This window comes from Mycobacterium cajalii (genome assembly GCF_045809005.2).
Classification (GTDB): domain Bacteria; phylum Actinomycetota; class Actinomycetes; order Mycobacteriales; family Mycobacteriaceae; genus Mycobacterium.
Genome location: NZ_CM141436.1, coordinates 1,414,514 through 1,433,152 on the forward strand (window position 1 = coordinate 1,414,514; position 18,639 = coordinate 1,433,152).

The window sequence follows — 18,639 nt, forward strand, 5'->3', positions numbered from 1 at the left end:
AGGTTCAGATGGCCTTCACATCCGTCGCCGGGGAAACCTCGCGGAAAATCTGTTCCGCATTGATCCGAGCGTCGTCGGAGGCGAAGCCCGAGTCACGGAAAACCGCGCGGAGCGGCCCACGCTTCGCGATGGCGCGCACCAACCCTGGACTGACTTCTGTGTCGAAGCAAGCGATAAGGGCGCTGTCCTCGACGACGAAGACCTCAATCCCCTCAAGCTTCTCGACGGCGATGGGCATCGTCAGGTCGAGACCCCAGTCGAGCAGCACCTGGAACAGCAGGTCCTCTCCGCTACGGTCCGGCTTCACACTTTCTTCAAGGACCGCGAGCGCTTGCTGATCTGTGTCGTCAGGAGTTCGCAGGACATCCACCATATTCGTCGTGTCGACCTTCAGGTTCCGGAACCCAACATCGATTCCGTCACCAGTGAGCCCTAGCCCTTCGATAATTGTTGAGCCAACTCGACGAATGCGATCCCGGGTGATCTCTGCGATGGACGAATAGCCGGCCTTAGCTGCCTCCGACTTCGGATCGGCCTCTTCGGCAATTTGCATCATGATGAAGCGGCGGGTGCTGCCAGTGTCCGCATTCAGGTCCAGCACTGCGTGTGCGGTTGATCCCGATCCTGCAAAAAAGTCAACAACCACATCGTCAGGACCGCTCAAGTACTCGATGAGGCGACGCAGATCCTTCCAGTTCTTCGGGTTGTCGAAGACCTTTCCACCCATCAGTTGGGCGAAGTCGACGGCAGCAGTTTGCGCGTAGCTGTAGTGCACTGATCCCATGACGAGCCCCTCAGACTCGAAGAGATAGCGGATAAGCCGAGGCAGAGTCGACTCGTCAGGGCCGAAGACAATCCTCCCGCTAGCGATCTCTTCGTCGAACCGCGCCTTCGTGGGAAAGCGCCAACCGCCGGCAGGGAGTCGGCAGGGACGGCCGGTATCTGGATGAAGAACTTCGAAGCGGGGACCGCCGCCGCCGGGCCAAGAGATGTCGCCGTCATCGCGGAAGGGTCCTCGCGGGCCAACTTTGCTAAAGCGCCCAAGCTTCCGCCGCTCATCATCTGTCGGGAACGCATTAGTCCACTTTCGCCACTCCGTCTGGATCGTCTCCCAGTCGTCGCCGAAGCGAGCCTTGAGCTGCACGACGAAGTCGCGGGCTTCGTCGACTCCAGGTTGAGGTTCACGGAGGCGTGTGCCAGCTGCGGTGAGGCTCGCCTTGTTGCGGGCGTACACAAGCATGTATTCGTGTCCAACAGAGAAGAACCGGGCATCGTTCTTTCGGTTGCGGTCCCATACGAGGACGGCGAGCTTGTTGTCGGCACCCATGACCTCGTCAAGCAGAAGTTCCATGGTCGAAAATTCGCCATCATCGATGCTGACGACGATGTACCCATCAACCTGGAGAAGATTCCGCGCCAACCGGAGGCGCGGATAGATCATGTCGAGCCAGTCGGAGTGGAACCGTCCATTCGATTCGAGGTTTGCGACTAACTTCGCACCGTCATGGTCGGTCTGGCCTGAACGCAACAAGTACTCATCTGTGGTCTCCGCGTAGTCATCGTCGTAGATGAAGTCGTTACCGGTGTTGTAGGGCGGGTCAATGTAGATGAGTTTGACTTTGCCGAGGTACGACTCCTGGAGCAGCTTCAGGGCTTCGAGGTTGTCACCTTCGATGAATAGGTTCTTGGTCGTGTCGAAGTCGACTGATTCCTCGCGGACCGGGCGAAGGGTCTTGGCGATTGGTGCGTTGGCCGCGAAGGCTGCTTCCCGTTTGCCGGGCCAGTCGAGCCGGTAGCGCTCCTGTGGGCCTTCGACAACATGATCCGACAGTTCCTGGCGCAGCAGGTCGAAGTCGACGGCCTTCTTGGGATTCCCATCGGCATCGAGCATCTCGGTAATGACGTTGGGGAACAGTCCCGCGAGCTTCTCAATATTGGCCTCGGTCATGTCGGGCGATGTCATGCGAAGTTTCTCCACCTGCTACCTCTGCTGTTCCAGTTCTGCTTGCTTCGACTTCAGGGCACGCCGAAGCTCCATCTTGCGGTTGAGTTGCGGCTCGGCGCGGAGTTTGCGCTCCAGGGAGGCGACCTCGCGTTCAAGTTTGCGCACTGCCTGGAGTCTCGCAGCAACGTCTGACAGTTCTTCTCCTGGCCGTGCTGATACCGGTGTCAGCGGAGCGAGGAGTGCGGTGTACAGGGACGGCAGGCTGATCGCTGGCGGTAGTGGCTGTCGCTCGGCGTCCTGCGGCTGCCAGTCGGTCGTGTAATAGGCGCCGAGCTTCGGCGCAGCCGAGCTGACCTGCTTGTGTGACGCAGTCATCCGGACTCGCTGGTCGTGTCCTTGGCCCGTGACTATCTCGAAGATGATGGGGGTCTTCACCGCTTTGTCGACGGCGGCGAGTACGGACTCACCGACGTCGTCACCCTTTGTATCGATCTGGAAGACTTGGATCTCGGGGACATCTGCGTTGCCGGGCAGGTTGATGGTGGATTGAGCGAGCTTGTAGACCCAGGTGATGCGCTGGACCTCGGTGACGAATTTGTCACGCACCGCGCCGGGGACGGTGCCGTGTTCGTAGAACTTGGCCTTGGGGACGGTACGACCGAATTTGGCGGCGACGGGCCAGCGGTAGAGCAGGGCCGTCATGCGGTTCCTTCGGTGGCGTCGACGATCGCGATGAATGCGGTGAGTTCGAAGTCGTCGAGGCCGGCGATTGCCTGGGTGAGGGCGGTCGTGTGTCCTCCGCTGAAGAGGCTGTCGATATCGCGTTCTTCGGTGACGTCGATCATGGATCGGATTGCTGCGGTGAGCAATTCGGAGTACTTGCCCATCTCTGCGCCTTCGCGGGTGGCAGCGTTGAAGACGCGGGTGACCTCGGTGACGGGTTCCTCATGGGGCCGGCATCCTGCGCGAATCAGGTCGAGAAGGTGTTTGACCTCTGTGTGGTCGGCGATGACGTTGCCGTTGTCGTCGAGGTAGACCAGGTAGTGCGGGTGCAGCCGGTTGCCCCGATTGATGTTCTCGTTGGCGTCGACGTTGCGCAGCGCGAACAGCACACCGGGGTGGAGGCCTCTGGAGGGGTCTGCGGGGATTACTGCGTGAAGTCCCTTCGGCGCGGTGGCCAGGTCGCCAGACTCCTTGAGGTATCCCAGCAGGTCCATTCGGAAGTCGTTGAGGCCGAGATCGGTGATGGATACACCGGTGCGGACGTCTTCGAGTTCGATGACTTCGTCTTGGAGCTTGCGGAGCTGCTCCTTGCGGAACGCGGCGTCGCTGCCTTCGAGGGTGAGGACGTTGTCGTCGGCGGTGCCGGCGAGGTCGGCGATGACCATGCGGTTCTCGACGCGTTCCTTGAGGTTGATGTATTCGTCGAGGGAGATGTCGGGCCAGAAGTTCACGAGCTGGATCTGGGCGTTGGTCGAGCCGATGCGGTCGATGCGGCCGAATCGTTGGATGATCCGTACCGGGTTCCAGTGAATGTCGTAGTTGACGAGATAGTCACAGTCCTGGAGGTTTTGGCCTTCACTGATGACATCGGTGCCGATCAGCACATCGAGTTCGCCGGTGTCCTTAGCCTGAATCCGTGGATGGGCCGGTGATTTGATCGGCGTGTGAACAGCGAAAGCGCCTTCTGAACTGGGATAATACGAGTGCTTACGTCGTATTTGTCCAGAGTTCAAGAAGGCACTTTCGATGCACTCATCGTATACGTTCACCGCCGACTCGGCGGTCTTTGACGAGCAGAATCTGGTATCGGCGGCCGGGCTGGTGCCGGTGTTGGACCTAGCTGAGCAGGCCGGTCTTTCGGAGTTGATCGGCGAACACGTGCAGCTGCCGTCGACTCGGGTGGCGTCGGGGGCGGTGAATCCGGCCGGCAAGCTGACCTCGATCATCGCGGGCATGATGTGCGGCGCGGACAGCATCGACGATGCCGGCGTGCTGCGCGCGGGCGGCACCCCGCGGGTGTTCGACGAGGTGTATGCGCCCTCCACGTTGGGGATCTTTCTGCGCGAGTTCACTTTCGGGCACGCCAACCAACTCGCTGCGGTAGGTCGAGCCCATCTGGTGGCGCTCGCGGCGCGGGTACCGCTGTTACCCGGCATCGAGCAACGCGCTTTTGTCGACATCGACTCGCTGCTGCGCCCGGTCTACGGGAAAGCCAAGCAGGGCGCCAGCTTCGGGCACGCCAAGATCGCCAGCCGCGCGCTGCTGCGCAAAGGCCTCTCACCGCAGATCACTACCATCTCCACCGCGCAGGCCGCACCGGTGATCGCCGAGGCCAGGCTGCGCAGCGGCAAGGCCGCCTCCGGGCGCGCGGCCGCCTCCCAGATCACGGTGGCCATCGGCACCGCCCGCGCCTGCGGGGCCGCTGGGGCGATCATGGTGCGCGGCGACTCGGCGTTTGGCACCAAGAAGGTGATCACCACGTGCGTGGCCCAAGGTGCCGAATTCTCCTTGTCGATCAGCCGCAACAAACGCATCAACGCTGCGATCGCAGCCATCGACGAAGCCGCCTACACCCCGGTGCACTACCCCGGCGCGGTGACCGACCCCGACACGGGGACGCTGATCTCGGATGCCCAAGTCGCCGAAACGCCCTACACCGTGCGGTTGGGCTCTGGCCGCACGCTGACGGTGCGGCTGGTGGTGCGCCGGGTCAAAGACGCCCGCTACCCCGATGCGTTGTTTCCGGTGTGGCGCCATCACCCGTTTGTCACCAACTCCGAACTGCCGGTTACCGAGGCCGATATCACCCACCGGGGCCACGCCGTCATCGAAACCACCTTCGCCGATGTGATCGACGGCCCGCTGGCTCACATCCCTTCCGGGCTGTTCGCCGCCAACTGCGCCTGGCTGGCGGCCGCGGTGATCGCCCATAACCTGCTGCGCGCCGCAGGCACCCTCGCTGGTGGCCATCACGCCGTGGCCCGCGGCGCCACCCTGCGCCGCGACCTGGTCAACATCCCGGCCCGCTTCGCCGCCCCGGCCCGCAAACCGATGCTGCACCTGCCCGCGCACTGGCCGTGGCAAAACGGATGGAAAACGCTGTGGAACAACACCATCGGCTATAGGCCCGCGATCCCACGAGCAGGATAACTATCACATCCCCTGCCCATCTGCCCTCCCAGGCCCGACCCGAGGAACCCCGCAACAAGGAAAAGCTGGTGCAGGCCAGCGGATCACTCATACCCACAACACCCCGAACCGCCCCAACCGTGCAAAAATCAACCCCACGACACCACGAAATCACTGATCCACGGATTCAGGCTTAGGCATGGTGAGGTGGCGTTGCTTGGACCTTGGCGAGAACAGCGTCAGGACCTGCTGGAAGTCGTAGCCGGTCCCCAGCGTTGTTTTCGCGGCGTGGGCACCGCCGGTGACGAGGGCGGTGTGTAGCCCGGAGTTGCTCAATGTGGGCGCGAGCTGTTTGTAGAGGTACTCGGCAGTGTCGGCGAACGCCGAGAAGATCAGTGCCTTGCGGTTCAGTGGGTTGAGGGGGTTGGCGGCCTTGTCCTCGATGAGTCGTTTGAGCGCCTGCAGCTTGAGGTCGTGATCTGGTGTGACCCTGCGCATCTCGTCGAGTAGCTCGCGGAGGGTCTCACGGTCGTTCCACAGATCACGCTGCCAGGATTCTACGTCGATGTCATCGAGGTCGATCTTGATCTTCTCGCCAAACGAGAGCGCTTCGACGTTGGCGTCATCCTCGTCGTCGACATCGAGGTCCAGGCCGGAGAAATCGACGCTCAGATCGTTCAAGGATCCTGTTCGTGACTTGATTCGGATAAGAGTGTTGTCGACCGCGCCTTCAATTTTGGCGAGGGTGAGCCGGAACGCCTCGACCGAACTCTCCAAACGTTTGAGCAGGTTGACCGTCATGAGCTTTTTCAAGCCCTGCTCACGGCCGAGTTGCCCGATGTTGGAGCGCGCCGTGCCGCCCTTGACGTTGTAGAGGTCTTCGTACTTGCCGATTCGGCTTGGGAATACGTAGGACAGCGGCGTGTAGACGGCCAGGGTGAGCGCTTGAAGTTGTCCGAAGATTTCGTTGAATGCGGGCACATCGGGGAGGTCGGAGAGCGGCTCACGAATGGACCGCGGCGGGAGCCGTTGTGGGAAGGTACCGATTTCGGTGGTGTCGTAGAACGCCTGAATGTGTTTGCGGGACCGTGCGATGGTGACCGAGTCGAGCAGTTCGAAGAAGTCGAAGTCGAGCATCTGCAGGATACGGTCGGTGGTGCGCGCCTCGGGGTCGAGCTTGGACCACTCGTTGAAGACGCGCTGCGCGTCGCTGAACACTTTCTCGACCGTGGTCGAGATGTTCAAGTGTTGGCTGAGGTTCTCCGACTCTCCTTCGTAGGCAAGTTGGAGTTGGTTCTTCAGGTCGTTGAAGCGGTTGTTGACCGGTGTGGCCGACAGCATGAGCACCTTGGTCTTCACACCCTCGCGGATGACTTGACGCATCAGCCGTTGGTAGCGCGACTCTTTCTCTTCTGCGTAGTCCGCGTTCCGGAAGTTGTGGGACTCGTCGATAACGACGAGGTCGTAGTTGCCCCAATTGATTCGGTCGAGCCGCAGCCCCAACGATTCACCCTTGGTGCGGGAAAGATCGGTGTGGGCGAGGACGTCGTAGTTGAACCGGTCTTGAGCGAAGATGTTCGTCGTCAGGTTGGCGTTGTAGTTGGTCCAGTTCTCCGCAAGCTTCTTCGGTGCAAGCACCAGGACGGACTTGTTGCGCAGCTCGTAGTACTTGATCACTGCCAACGCGGTGAAGGTCTTCCCGAGCCCCACGCTGTCAGCGAGGATGCAGCCGTTGTAGGTCTCCAGCTTATTGATGATTCCCGTCGCCGCGTCCCGCTGGAAGTTGTACAGGCTCTGCCAGACCTGCGTTTCCTGGTAGCCGGTGCGATCATTCGGCAGGACGTCCTCGCTGATGTCGTCGAGGAACTCCGAGAACAGGTTGTACAGGATCAGGAAGTAGATTCGCGCCGGTGAGTTTTCGGCGTACACGCTCGCGATGTGGTCGTACACCGCTTGGGTCACATCTTCGAGCTGCGTGGGGTTGTTCCAGATCTGATCGAACAGGGCGGCGTACTGCCGTGCCATGGGAGCATCGTCGAGCTTGGTCACGACGTTCGACACGGCGTTCCCACGCTCATAGCCAAGGTCGGCGGAGGTGAAGCCTTGGATCGGCTGGTAGGCGACCTTGTCATCCACAACGACGAACTGCTGCATCGGGGCACCGGTCCGGTTCGACCGGAAGCGAACCTTTCGGCGCACCCATTCCGCGCATTCACGCGCGATGGCCCGCTGCGTCAGCTTGTTGCGCAGACGGATCTCGAACTGCGAACCGTAAAGCGACGACTCCCCGTTGGACCCCGGCGGAATGAAAAACTGTCGGCGTTCCTTGGGCAGCTGATCAGTAGCCGCCGCGGCGACAAACGACGGCGAGGTGAAGACGAACTCGAGCTCTTCGACGCGCTCCAACTCCTTGCGCAGCGCCTCAAACGCGAAGATGGAAAACGTCGATGCAGCGATACGCAGCTTCGACCCAGCCTGCACCTCAGCCTTGAGATCATCGCCGAGGAGGTCGTTGACGTTGTCGATGATGTGCATGTTCAGTCCTCCGCGGCCGTCGCCCCGTTACGACGAACCCAATCGTCGACCTCAGCCGCCTGGAACTTCCACAGGCGCCCCACCTTGTGAGCGGGCATGGCCTTCTCGGCGATCCAGCTGTAGATCGTGTCCTTGGTGACGCCGAGGTGGGTGGCGATGTCGTCAGCTGACAGCCACGGCTCAGCCACAGGCAACCTCCTGACTATCGACCCCCTGCGTGCCGACTGGCCGATCTTAGCGGGATGAACCGATTTAGACCGGGTATTTGCGGGTTCAACCCACTATGCCGAGGTCGGGAAGCCAGCTCGCGGTCACCATCGTCGCCGCGGTTGACGATCCAGCAGCGGTGTGACCGTGCCGCGGGGCTCTGCACCCTGAGCTGCGCGCAGCTGTACGTGGAGTTCGGCAATCAGTGTGACTGCGGCCTGATTCTTGCGTTCGAGGTCGGTGTTGCGCTGACGCAGCGCGGCGATCGTCCGCTTCTGTTCGGACATGGTCTCCTGCAGTTCGACGATCTGGGCGTCGCGGGGTGCGGCCTGTGTGCCGACGGCGATGTTCCACTCAGCGATGATCGCGTCGGCGCGGTTCATCGTGGCGCGGCTGATACCAGCCTCGACGTGCAGATTGGCCTTGGTTAGCCGTCCGTCGGTCCGTTTGGACTGGCCTGCGAGTAGTCGCTGCATTGCGTCGCGCAACTTCTTCTCCGTTGCTGGGCTGACCGAGGTCATTTGGGCTCTTGCTGAGTGATGCGACGGACGTCGGCGAGTTGGGTTTCGAGTCGCTGGCGGTGGACGTCAGCCATGTTCTTGTCCTTGAGTTTCTCGACGAGATCGGTTTCCTCGTGTTGCCAGACGGGGAGGTGCTTGTCGGTGATGACCGAATTTCGGCAGGTGGAGGGCTGACACATGCTCGGGATAGGACCGCCAGCCTTGACCGCAGCGGATGCTCCTTCGAGGCAGAGCGACTTGCTGGGGTCGCCGAGGCAGTGGTTGAGGGTGCCCAGCCGGATGGTGGTGAATTCATCACGTAGCAGGTTTCGGAGCATGCGTTCATTGCCTATGGCGGTCGTGGTCTCGGCACGGTCGGTGACGTTGGAGAGGCTGTTGACGAATGTGGCGGCGCCAGGGCCGCGCACTTCTCGGTCACCGTTGGCGTGCCGTGCCCAGTCGGCGACGAGCTCTCCGGCAGCGGCCTCCTTGGCGTGGTGTTCGAACTCTTTGGCCCACTCTGGTGTCGGTGCCCCATAACCGCTGGTGGTCGCGTTGGCCAGTGCCCGCGTGGCGTTGTGCTTGAGGGTGATTCCGAGGGCGATCTCTCCGTCGGGTTCGTTGGCGGTGAGGACGGCCATGGTTCGGCGAAACATATGCGGCGCCAACGCTGTTGCGAGGATCGGCTCCAGCCCGTTACGGGGTGAGTGGTCATTGACCCAGTTGATGAACGACCGAATCTGTTCGTGCTGGTCGAACCCGGCGAGGTCACGGTTGACGCCGGTGCGGACACTGCCGAACAGCCTGCCTGGGTCACGGGTAATGCGTTCTGCGACTTCGAGGGCGCGAACGACCGGCGGGCTTACCCACCAGCGCTGTGGTGTACCCGCACCCGTCTGGCCTTTATGGAGGTTGCTGGTGATCGCGGGGGCGCCATAGTGCGTGCCGATCGCTCCGGCGGCGAGTCCTTGGACTTCGCTGTCCCGCATCATCGTCATGATTGCGACGAAAATATAAGCAGCGTTGCGCATTTGGGTGAGTTCTTTGCTTACGATGACGCGGTCGAATCCGCTGATCCATGGTCCGCGTGTCCCGTCGGGTCGGTCGACGACCGTGGGTGGAACGGCGGAGTAGCCGAACTTGGTGGGCAAGCCGGCGGCGATCGCGTCGCGGACTCGTTGCCGTCGGGCTGCTCCGCTGCCGTTGTAGAAGTTGACTGCCCGGATCCGCGGCGTGGTGCATAGCGCCAGGCCGTCCCAGTTGATCTCGCCGGCTTTTCCGCGTCCAAGCGTGTAGATGTGCAGCGGAATGAAACCGTCGGGTGATGTGAGCCAGGAGTCGATTGCGCGGTCGATGGTTTGTGCCGCCGGCCATTTTGCGGGAGGTGGGCTGGCATCCAGTGTGTCGATCTCGTCGCGGGCGGCAAGAACGTCAGGGGCGAATACGTCGATATAGGTCCAGCAGGCGCGAATCAGTGGCCAGAATGTGTCTGGAGGGATGACCGGTGTCTTGATCTCGCCCGAGCTGCCAGTTTTGGAACGCCCCACCGGTACCCGCAGGCCGCCGTTGTGCATCAGCGGCCCGAACGCCACCAGGTGGCGCAGGAGATCGTTCGCGGAATGCTCGGCGGTGGCTGCGCGGGTGGCGCGAACCGATGCGAGATAGGCCTCACTGTGGTCATCGGTCCATCGCGACAGGTCGCCCGTGTAGCCGCGGGTTTCGGCCCATGTGGCGAGATATCGGATCTCGGCGAGGGCGTGCTGGATCGACTTGGTCTTGTACGGTCGGTTGGACCGGTAGACGTGCGCTTCGCGAACGACGCTGTGGGTTGGTTGCAGCATCGCCATTGCCAGCGTCTTGGCGATCGGCACCCAGTCATCAGGGAGGTCGTCGAAGCGCAGATGTGCACGAGATGGGCTCAGGTTGGGGGCGATTCCGGCCGCGGCCAGATCCCATCGGGGCATGTCGCCAAACCGCGGTTCGGGACCGGGCGCGACACGACGCGCTGCGGGCAGGACGGGTTCGTCCGGGGCGAAGGGTGGGTCCCACGCCGCCGCAATCGGTGATGTCAGTTGGCGGGTCACTGTTCAGCCCTTTGCCCGAGCGGTCGATGAAGGTGCGCGGTTTGCTGGCGCGCGGCTTCGATGTGGTCTGTGGTGAATTCGGTGAGGACGGCATCGATATTGACGCGTTGCTGGCCGTATACCTCACTGAACTGTATTGGCGGCATGGTCTTTTCGATGTCATCTAGCACGTCGCGGTACACGAGGAGACGTGGCAGGTGGTCGCGGAAGATGACCGCGTTTCGGCACTGCAAACACAGCGACGGTGATGCGTGGCACAACGAGCCTGTCTGGCCGACCGGCGGATCATAGGGGTCTCGGCATGCCGAAAGTGTCAGCTGCTGCTCGGTAGGGGATTCTTCGGCCACCGACGTGGCGAGGGCAGTCACATCGGAGTCACTTCGGCCGGCGGCGAGGTCGGCGGCCGTCGCGTCGATAAACGTCGGTCCGCTTGATGCGCGTTCGAGCACTTTGCACTGGGCCCGCAAGACCGTCTGCGCCGCAATGGTGTGGACCGTGGTGGTCTGGGCGTAGTGACCCCGGAAGACTTCAACGGAGTGGTCGTCACCGGCGGCACCGCTGAGAGTACCCAGCAACGCGGCCCGCGCGCTCTTTACCGTCTTGCGGAGCCGGCGCATGTCGTGCGGTTCGCTGATTGACAGTCCGTAACGCCCGATCAGCTTACTGAGTGTGTTGGTGCATCCGAAATGTCTTGCACGAATGATGTATTGGGGGTACTCACCATCGCGCCGGTCTCGTGCTGAGCGAATCCCTGTCACCCAGAAGAGCGGCTCGTCGGGACTGAGCGCATGGGCGTGCTGCATCGCGTCTGCGGCGCGCCGAATAAGGTCGCCGGCCTTCCACCCCCACGGCGCCTGTGGCGTCGAGGACAGCGTATGCCAACGGATTCGTTGAGCCCGTAGCTTGGTCGCGCGGACACGGACAGACGACTCGCCGAATTCGATGTCACTGCGCAGCAACCGCCCGCTCTCCTCAGGCGCCCAACCCGTTTGCAGGTGGAGCAGCACTCTAACCGCGAGAAGATACTCGTCCTCTGGCGCAAGGTATGCGCCTACTGCCGTGATCAGCGGGCGGGCCTTCAAACGGGCATCACGGTTGACTCCGGACTCTTGGTCGACGTCGCATCCATTCAGCGCTCGTCGCGGCCCGGCCAGATGAACATGGAACGATTCGTCGTAGGACAGGTTCCGAATAGCCCACACGAGGTTCTCCAACCGGTTCCAACCGTGGCGGCGTGGATCCCTTCCAGCCTTCAGCAAAGCATTGCCGCGGGCGAGGCGCTCTTCGGTGTCTCGCACGATCGTTCGGCATGTCTGCTCAAGCTGGAGGCGTTCGTCGTTGCTGAACTCGTCGAGCGGCAGGTTTTCCTGTGAGCTGCCGTCCAAGACCCATCCGCTGGCCCACTCCGCGAGCACACCGTCGAATGGCCCATGTGATTGGAGATATCGGGCGACGTGGTTGCGCAACTCCATGCCGAGGTCTTTCGCGTGCACGCTGGGCGGCGGATGACGCAGGACCATCGTCGATTCCCAGTCGTGGAGTCGCCGTGCCACCTCTGCGCCTTCTCCAGACAGGGTGAGAAACCGGTCGGCGCAGTCGGTGAAGAATTCGCCGACCCGCCTGATGACCCCGGCTTGGCGAGAGACCGTGCCGGGTGTGAGGTCTAGGTTCTCGGCACTCTCTTTCCAGGCGTCGGCAAGCTCGGCGACGAGTCGAGTGGCGACATAGTTACCCGGGCTGATGCGGGCGGACTTCATCGGCCCGCCAGGCGGGAAGAGGATGATCCGCGGCTCACGGTCAGCGGGCGTCACGACGACTGTGCCTCAAGTTCGTCCAGAATGTAAATGGCGTAGTCGCGGGTATTGTCACTCCATGATTCAAATGCCCGTTGTATCAGCTCATCTGACTCATCGACATGCCTGAGGTAAACCATCGTCGTGGACGGGCTGGCGTGTCCGAGTAAGCGCTGCAGCGTCAAGAGCGGATTGTGGATGATGTGTTCGCTGATGGTGCCGACTCCTGTTCTGCGACGGGACTGTTCGAACTGCATCGCGCGCCGCTGCAGGCTGCGAAGCATGACCACAGCGAACGTATGTCTCAGGTCATGGGGGGTGACCGCGGGAGGCATCGTGAGCGTCGCGTTCGTGAACGCGACGAGGCGGTCGTTGGCCTCTTCGAAGTATTGATGCCAGCGCCGCTGCGAGGGCGGGCGGCCACCCTTGCCCACAAACAGCGACAAAGGCTCGATGCAGCCAGCCTCGTCGACTCTGACCCTGATTTTTCAGCCTGGTGTGGGGTGATCGCCGTGTCGTGATGCGAAAGTGCCCTTCGTGCAAGGGAAAATCATGGTGTCAACAGTCATGCTGTCCCGAGCAGAAGGGCACCCGCGAGGTGAATGCTACCGGTTTGTTGTTCGATGTCGATGATGTGGTGCTGGCGAGTCCGCAGCGCGCCGTGCCGCACCCGGTGGTTGCCGCGTCGGAGGACGATCTGACGCCGGTGGCGGGGGTCGCGTTATGGGGTCCGCTGCTGGACCGGCTCAACGTGGTCGCCGAGGCCGATCGGCGTGGGCTGCGCCCGATCGGGCCGGGTGGCTACACCGGTGGGCAGTGCTACCGGGCGCTGACCGAGACACTGCTGGCCGGTGGGGACTTCTTGAGTGATCGGGCGTTACTGGCCGACCCGGCAACCACGGTGCTGCGCGGGACCAACGCGTTGCCGTCGGTACCTACGTTGTGGCGGTTTTTGGCGGGTGCGGATTTGGGTCGGGTGGTCAAGGCCGCCGCGGTCAACCGGGTGATGCTGCGTCGAGCCTGGGCGGCCGGCGCCGCCCCTGAGGGCGATCGGCTCACCATCGACCCCGACGCCACCCGGGTGGCCACCTACGGGCCGGGCAAAGAAGGCAGCGCGTTTTCGCGTACCGGACAAACCGCCCTGTCCCCGCTGGTGGGGGTGTGCGGGGAGACCGGGGATGTGCTCGCACTGCGGGCCCGGGGCGGGGCGGCCAACGACGGTCGGGCGATGGGTAGCTTCATCGATGAGTGTGTCAGTGCGATCCCGGCCGGTTGCCGCGGTAAGTACCGGTTGTGGCTGCGGGTCGACTCGGCGGGCTATCAGCAGCAGGTGATCGAGGCGGCCGAACGCCACGACGCGGACTACTCGGTCACGGTCAAACAGTACAAGCCGGTCGCGGCCGTAATTCACGCCCTGGCAACCGATCCGGGCACGGCATGGGTTGCGGCGTTGGGGCATGAGACCGACAAAGGCAGCCAGATCGCCCAGACCACCACTACGTTGCTCGGGCGCAGCGTGCGGTTGATCGTGCGCCGTCAACCCAAAGGGTGCGGTGACCAGTTGGCCTTCGATGACCTGGATGGCTGGCGGTTGCACGCGATCATCACCAACGTTTCTGCCGAGCGGCTCAGCGCAGCCGAGGTCGAGGCGCATCACCGGCTGCGCGGTGGTATCCCCGAGGACACCATCCGGGCGCTCAAGAACGACTTCGGGATGATCCACGCCCCGGTGCAATCGTTCTTCGGTAACTGGCTGTACTGGCACGCTGCCGCGCTCGCCCACAACATCGCGCTGTGGTTGCGCACCCTGGCGCTACCCCGCACGGTACGTCGAGCGCGCGGCAAACGACTACGCCTGGCGTTTTTCAACGTCGCCGCCCGGCTGGTGCGCCACGGCCGGCGCCTGCATCTGCGCTTCGGCGCCGCCTACCCGCACCTGCAGGCGTTCATCGCGGCGCTGCACCGCATCCGGGCACTACCAGCCTTCGGTTGACCGCCACCCGCACCTAAAAGCACACCCTCGCAACACATCCCGAACCTCACACCGCGATCGGCCACGCCCGAAACCGGTTACCCCGCCGCCGCAGCCGTGTGCGCACCCAGTTACGCCATCGCCCAACAGCTTCCAACCCCGTCAGCGCGTCCCAACAGCGCAGCCGTCACCGACCCGATCACCGAAAACAAGATCATCACAAGCCGGCTGAAAAATCAGGGTCTGACCAGGAGACGGCGCACGTCGGGAGGGATCGCAGCGAACTCCTCGCGCTTCTCGAGCCCTTGGTGACGGTATGTGAGCTGTCCCGCGCCCAGGTCGATGTTGGTGGCTACCGCCAGCGTCGGCAGCTTCCGCCGCAGAGCGTTCTGGGCCTTGCGGACAAGGGCCTTACGTTCTGTGCTGCGGTAAAGTTCAACGGTCTTCACGGTCGAGGACGGGATATACACCCGCCGGCGACGCGCGTTCTTCGCACACGCCTCCAGCACAACCGAGGCGCCGCCATCCGAAGACGGGATCTCAGCGTCCAGCAGCGTCGACCACTCGGTGAGGCGCATCCCGGTGGTTATGGCAAGGTCGACCGCGCACACGTTCCGGACGGTCGATTGACCACGATAGGAGCGGTCTAGCTCTCCCGAAGGCAGCTCTCCGCCAAAACCAATGTTGCGCAGCGCAAGCCATTGCGCATGCGACAGTGCTCGAACGTCCATCTCCGTGCGCGGTGTCCTGGGAGTGACGACCGACCTACTCCCGACCTGAATCCACGGCAGGCTGTCGCGCTGTCCAGTCTCGTACAGGTAGGTGAACAAGGCTCGAACGACCACAAGGTGCCTCGACCAGGATCTCGCCGACACGCCCTCACCGAGACGGTGTTTGCGGAAGGCGACGAGATCACTCTCGCAGACATCAAGCACTCCAACGCCTCTCGATTCCACGAACTGTCCGAACTCCAACGCGTCCCGGGCGTACGCGAGAACGGAGTTCTTCCGAAGATTCTGGCAATAGAGCCGCAGGAACGTGCACCACGGTTCCATCGGCCGCATCGCGTCGTCGACGAGCACGGGAGTGCCGCTGGCTAGCCGCCGGTCGGCCGGGTCAACATCGATCTGATAGTCGCTTTGCTCAACGGCGGTCCAATCCGCGAAGTACAGCTGCAACTTGTTGCCTCCCCGCTGACCAATCTGGCCCACCGTATTCGCCGGGGACACCTTGGTGCGTGAGACACGCCCAGAGAGAGCGCATAACGGCCTGTGGTACTGGTGGCTTCCTCCTCGTCGCCCATGAACACGCCGTGCAAGGGGCCGAGAACCTCACCCCGACGAAGCGCAAACACCTGCGCGATGATTTCGTCACCGGATACGAACTCGTCGACGGAACAGCGCGACTGGCTGCGATGAACCTGCTGCTCCACGGCATCGGAACCGCCGACGGCGACTCACTGATCGAGGTTCGCGACGCACTCATCTCTGACCCGGGCCGACGCTGGTCGGTGGTGCTGACCAACCCGCCGTTCGGCCGCAAGTCGTCGTTGACGACCGTCGGCGCCGACGGTCGGGAGGTTCGCGAGGACATCGAGATCGAACGGCAGGACTTCGTCGTCACGACCAGCAACAAGCAGCTCAATTTCCTGCAGCACATCATGACCATTCTCGACATCAACGGCCGCGCCGCCGTCGTCCTTCCAGATAACGTCCTTTTCGAGGGCGGTGCTGGCGAGAAGTTGCGACGAAAGCTGTTGGCCGACTTCGACCTACATACGATCCTTCGCTTGCCCACCGGCATTTTCTACGCTCAAGGTGTAAAGGCCAACGTGCTCTTTTTCGACAAGAAGCCGGCATCCGAGCAGCCGTGGACTACGAAGCTCTGGGTCTACGACCTGCGCACCAATCAGCACTTCACTCTCAAGCAGAACCCGTTGCGCCGCCACCACCTCGACGATTTCGTCGACTTGTTTCTCAGCGGAAAGCCTCGCGACGAACGTGTCGAGTCGGAGAGATGGAAATCGTTCACCTACGAGGAACTCATTGCGCGCGACAAGGTCAACCTCGACATCACCTGGCTGCGTGATGAGTCGCTCGACGACGCCGATCACCTCCCAGCGCCCGAGGTCATCGCCAGAGAGATCGTCGAAGATCTCACCGCTGCACTCTCGGAGTTCGAGGCGGTCGCAGCAACCCTCGAAGCCGCGGCGAACGGAGACGCAGGCCCAACCTGAGCCGCCCCGGGTCACTGCTGCTCCGGCCGTCAGGTAGCACAATGCCGACTTCGGCCAGTTCCTTCGGTGGGGCGAGGAGCGCTCGGATCAATCAGAGTTAGGCCAGTTCGGCTGCAAGCCAAATAGACTGGCGGCTGTCGCGGACGCATCAGTGCGAGCCAGCTTGCCGTCGTCGCCGACCGCTACTGTGGCGAAAGGCGGCAACGAAGGCATAGGGTTAACTGCCCATGGGTTGATCCATAGTTCGGGCAGTTTGGATGCCACCAACCATGCCCGCATTGCGTCGCCGAACAGTACAGCCGATATCCGGCTCCCGCGAGGATCTGCCCCGGAACGCCAATATCCGTCGGGTGTGTGAATGAAGTGAGGCGCGTCTAGGCGATCCCGAGGCGCCGCGAGCTTTATTGACCCGAAAAGCGCCTCCCTCAACTCGTATTCATCAAGGACGTTCCAGGTTGTGAGCGCAACGAAGAGCGGCTTATCGGGTGTGTTGTATTTGCCGCCCTTCTTGTTCAGCGTCTTCTGTAGTTGCTCAACGTCCTTGCTGAATTGAGCTGGTTTTGTTGGATAAATCGCGATCAATCGTCGAGGAGTGCCGCGGCGGTCAGGTCGCACGGGCACGGCGGTGTAGTCGAGGACCCAGTCACCGGCAGCTAGTTGAGTATGGGGCAATGGGTGCCCTGCGGCTTGTTCAGCTATGACGCGGTCAGCATCTAGGCTTGCGAGCCACTTCTCGAGTGGAGCGATGATGTTCCGCGCCGGGGGGCGCTGCTTGCCTTGCGTAGGTATCTCGAGGTCGACCATGAAGTCGGGGTTCTTGGCGTCGTTAACGCAGTCACATACCCAGTTCCAGGCATCCGGGTCGAGGTCGCCGTTGAACACCACCGCCGCTTCGACGTACATGCTTGACGAACCTTTGGTGACAAGGAAATCCGGTTTGTTGTTACTGCCGGGCAGTCCTGGGTGAACCTCAATGTTGTATCCGAGGCGGTCGAAGAGAGTGAATACGTACAGCTCCCACCATGCGGGAAGGTGTTGCCTCTCGTCGTCCTTCCTCAGGCGGCTGACCAAGCCTGCCTTGTGCTCCTCAGGAAAAGCTGCGTAGCAGAGCTCAAGGTGATCTCGTACCCGATCCCAGAATGCGCCAGCGCGACGGTCCAGGAAGGCAAATGACGACTCAAGATGGCGCCCTGGTCTGTCGTCAAACCGGGCCGAATTATCGAACAAATTCAGCCTCGCGGTGGCTGGCGCTACCCTGTCGGATAGTTGGCTGATTCTCTGTGGTGAGACATCGAGCAGTTCGCCGGCGTCACGCACAGGAATCCCTGCGTTGACAAGCTCGTTCACCAATGCTTCGGTTAGATCCTGGGCCTTTCTGGTTGCGCTAGCGGCGCGCTCGCGCATATCGATGAGGTCCAGTGCAGCTTCTTGAACGTTGCCCAATCCAGGCACGTTGATGCTGGTGATGTGCACGGAGACGTCGTCCAAAGGTGTTCCGGTGGTTACCGCGATCCACTCACGGCCCATCAATTCGGCTTCGGATAGGCGTCGTGCCTGGGTTAAGCCATCCAGCTCGGGAACATGAACCATCCACCAGCGGCCGTCGCGTTCGATCTCAATCTTGTATTCGCGCTTCATTTCCCCTCTTCCGCCTCGTTCCCTTCTTTGGCCAGTCGTTCGGCCTCTGCGATCGCGTTGTTGACTTGGCGGACAACGCCCGGCGATATCGTGCGGTGCCCGTCCGGGATCGAAACCGAGGGCCCCAGCTGGTGAATCCATTTGGTGTGGCTGCCAGCCGCGTCGGTCGGGCTGAACCCCGCTTTCCGGAGCCGCTTGGTGACCGTTCTGGTTGGTTCCTCTTTGACCACCACGATAGTCTAACTGGCTAGACAAATTCTAGTAAAGCCAGCTAGACGAAAGTGGCCCCAGTCGTACTGCAGGTGGTTGGTGGACGATGAGGTTGGGAACAAATTTGGGAACAAAACTCTGCGAAACCACCTCAAATCAGCCCAACACGGCGCAACCACCCGGACGCCCGGCCTACGCTGACCTGCACAAATGAGACCAGCCGGACGCCCGAGAACCCCTGGCCCGTAGCTCATAACCCAGAGGTCGCAGGTTCGAATCCTGTCCCCGCTACCAGGTGAAATGGCTCCCGGAGACTTCTCCGGGAGCCATTTTCATGCCCGTTGGGACACTTTTGGGAACATCGGGCTCGGTAGCGAGTTGAGCGGG

Annotated in this window: 15 protein-coding genes; 3 read left to right on the forward strand and 12 right to left on the reverse strand. The window is 62.1% G+C overall.

The window, feature by feature from the left end:
* Positions 1 to 4: 4 nt before the first annotated feature.
* The 3 genes from ACJ512_RS06775 to ACJ512_RS06785 are packed head-to-tail and all read right to left on the reverse strand — an operon-like array spanning position 5 to position 3,717.
* Positions 5 to 1,963, reverse strand: coding sequence for a site-specific DNA-methyltransferase (locus ACJ512_RS06775; protein ID WP_407689092.1), 1,959 nt, complete (start codon positions 1,961 to 1,963; stop codon positions 5 to 7).
* Between the two features lie 18 nt (positions 1,964 to 1,981).
* Entirely contained in the window at positions 1,982 to 2,647 is a 666-nt protein-coding gene (locus ACJ512_RS06780; RefSeq protein WP_407689091.1) for a DUF4391 domain-containing protein, read from the reverse strand.
* Positions 2,644 to 3,717, reverse strand: a complete 1,074-nt coding sequence (locus tag ACJ512_RS06785; RefSeq protein ID WP_461480007.1) for a C-terminal helicase domain-containing protein — start codon at positions 3,715 to 3,717, stop codon at positions 2,644 to 2,646. The genes ACJ512_RS06780 and ACJ512_RS06785 overlap by 4 nt, the downstream gene beginning before the upstream one ends.
* On the opposite strand from ACJ512_RS06785, the gene ACJ512_RS06790 reads away from it, so the two are divergent.
* Positions 3,695 to 5,098: an IS1380 family transposase gene (locus ACJ512_RS06790; RefSeq protein ID WP_461479860.1), complete on the forward strand. Its 1,404-nt coding sequence runs from the start codon at positions 3,695 to 3,697 to the stop codon at positions 5,096 to 5,098. The two genes, ACJ512_RS06785 and ACJ512_RS06790, sit on opposite strands and share 23 nt — an antisense overlap.
* A 150-nt stretch (positions 5,099 to 5,248) precedes the next feature.
* On the opposite strand, the gene ACJ512_RS06795 is transcribed toward ACJ512_RS06790, so the two are convergent.
* From ACJ512_RS06795 to ACJ512_RS06820, 6 genes are all read right to left on the reverse strand, one after another.
* On the reverse strand, positions 5,249 to 7,612 hold the full coding sequence (locus ACJ512_RS06795) for an SNF2-related protein (RefSeq protein ID WP_461480008.1): 2,364 nt from the start codon (positions 7,610 to 7,612) through the stop codon (positions 5,249 to 5,251).
* A 2-nt stretch (positions 7,613 to 7,614) separates the two neighbouring features.
* A complete protein-coding gene (locus ACJ512_RS06800) occupies positions 7,615 to 7,800 on the reverse strand; it encodes a helix-turn-helix domain-containing protein (protein ID WP_069404361.1) in 186 nt (61 codons plus the stop codon).
* A gap of 123 nt (positions 7,801 to 7,923) precedes the next feature.
* The gene (locus tag ACJ512_RS06805) at positions 7,924 to 8,340 is read right to left on the reverse strand and encodes a hypothetical protein (RefSeq protein WP_407689833.1); all 417 of its coding nucleotides are present in this window, start codon (positions 8,338 to 8,340) and stop codon (positions 7,924 to 7,926) included.
* Positions 8,337 to 10,403 carry a hypothetical protein gene (locus tag ACJ512_RS06810; RefSeq protein WP_461480009.1) on the reverse strand — a complete coding sequence of 689 codons (2,067 nt, stop codon included), beginning with the start codon at positions 10,401 to 10,403 and terminating at the stop codon, positions 8,337 to 8,339. Before ACJ512_RS06810 ends, ACJ512_RS06805 begins: the two co-directional genes overlap by 4 nt.
* Positions 10,400 to 12,214 carry a hypothetical protein gene (locus tag ACJ512_RS06815; protein ID WP_407689759.1) on the reverse strand — a complete coding sequence of 605 codons (1,815 nt, stop codon included), beginning with the start codon at positions 12,212 to 12,214 and terminating at the stop codon, positions 10,400 to 10,402. Before ACJ512_RS06815 ends, ACJ512_RS06810 begins: the two co-directional genes overlap by 4 nt.
* On the reverse strand, positions 12,211 to 12,642 hold the full coding sequence (locus ACJ512_RS06820; protein ID WP_461480010.1) for a hypothetical protein: 432 nt from the start codon (positions 12,640 to 12,642) through the stop codon (positions 12,211 to 12,213). The genes ACJ512_RS06815 and ACJ512_RS06820 overlap by 4 nt, the downstream gene beginning before the upstream one ends.
* 152 nt (positions 12,643 to 12,794) lie before the next feature.
* Here ACJ512_RS06820 and ACJ512_RS06825 point away from each other — a divergent pair, with 152 nt between their 5' ends.
* A complete protein-coding gene (locus ACJ512_RS06825) occupies positions 12,795 to 14,189 on the forward strand; it encodes an IS1380 family transposase (protein ID WP_461479798.1) in 1,395 nt (464 codons plus the stop codon).
* 215 nt (positions 14,190 to 14,404) lie between these two features.
* On the opposite strand, the gene ACJ512_RS06830 is transcribed toward ACJ512_RS06825, so the two are convergent.
* Complete coding sequence (locus tag ACJ512_RS06830) at positions 14,405 to 15,346, reverse strand: tyrosine-type recombinase/integrase (RefSeq protein WP_461480011.1); 942 nt, start codon at positions 15,344 to 15,346, stop codon at positions 14,405 to 14,407.
* Between the two features lie 134 nt (positions 15,347 to 15,480).
* On the opposite strand from ACJ512_RS06830, the gene ACJ512_RS06835 reads away from it, so the two are divergent.
* Positions 15,481 to 16,404, forward strand: coding sequence for an HsdM family class I SAM-dependent methyltransferase (locus ACJ512_RS06835; RefSeq protein ID WP_461480012.1), 924 nt, complete (start codon positions 15,481 to 15,483; stop codon positions 16,402 to 16,404).
* Positions 16,405 to 16,491: 87 nt separating this feature from the next.
* Here ACJ512_RS06835 and ACJ512_RS06840 read toward each other — a convergent pair whose 3' ends face one another.
* The gene (locus tag ACJ512_RS06840) at positions 16,492 to 18,042 is read right to left on the reverse strand and encodes a hypothetical protein (RefSeq protein WP_407688283.1); all 1,551 of its coding nucleotides are present in this window, start codon (positions 18,040 to 18,042) and stop codon (positions 16,492 to 16,494) included.
* On the reverse strand, positions 18,039 to 18,272 hold the full coding sequence (locus ACJ512_RS06845; protein WP_407688282.1) for a type II toxin-antitoxin system HicA family toxin: 234 nt from the start codon (positions 18,270 to 18,272) through the stop codon (positions 18,039 to 18,041). Before ACJ512_RS06845 ends, ACJ512_RS06840 begins: the two co-directional genes overlap by 4 nt.
* Positions 18,273 to 18,639: the final 367 nt, after the last annotated feature.

Excerpts from the sequence above, each read along its gene's own strand:
- ACJ512_RS06775 (WP_407689092.1), bottom strand. The coding sequence starts at position 1,963 with ATGACATCGCCCGACATGACCGAGGCCAATATTGAGAAGCTCGCGGGA.
- ACJ512_RS06780 (WP_407689091.1), bottom strand. The coding sequence starts at position 2,647 with ATGACGGCCCTGCTCTACCGCTGGCCCGTCGCCGCCAAATTCGGTCGT.
- ACJ512_RS06790 (WP_461479860.1), top strand. The coding sequence starts at position 3,695 with ATGCACTCATCGTATACGTTCACCGCCGACTCGGCGGTCTTTGACGAG.
- ACJ512_RS06795 (WP_461480008.1), bottom strand. The coding sequence starts at position 7,612 with ATGCACATCATCGACAACGTCAACGACCTCCTCGGCGATGATCTCAAG.
- ACJ512_RS06805 (WP_407689833.1), bottom strand. The coding sequence starts at position 8,340 with ATGACCTCGGTCAGCCCAGCAACGGAGAAGAAGTTGCGCGACGCAATG.
- ACJ512_RS06840 (WP_407688283.1), bottom strand. The coding sequence starts at position 18,042 with ATGAAGCGCGAATACAAGATTGAGATCGAACGCGACGGCCGCTGGTGG.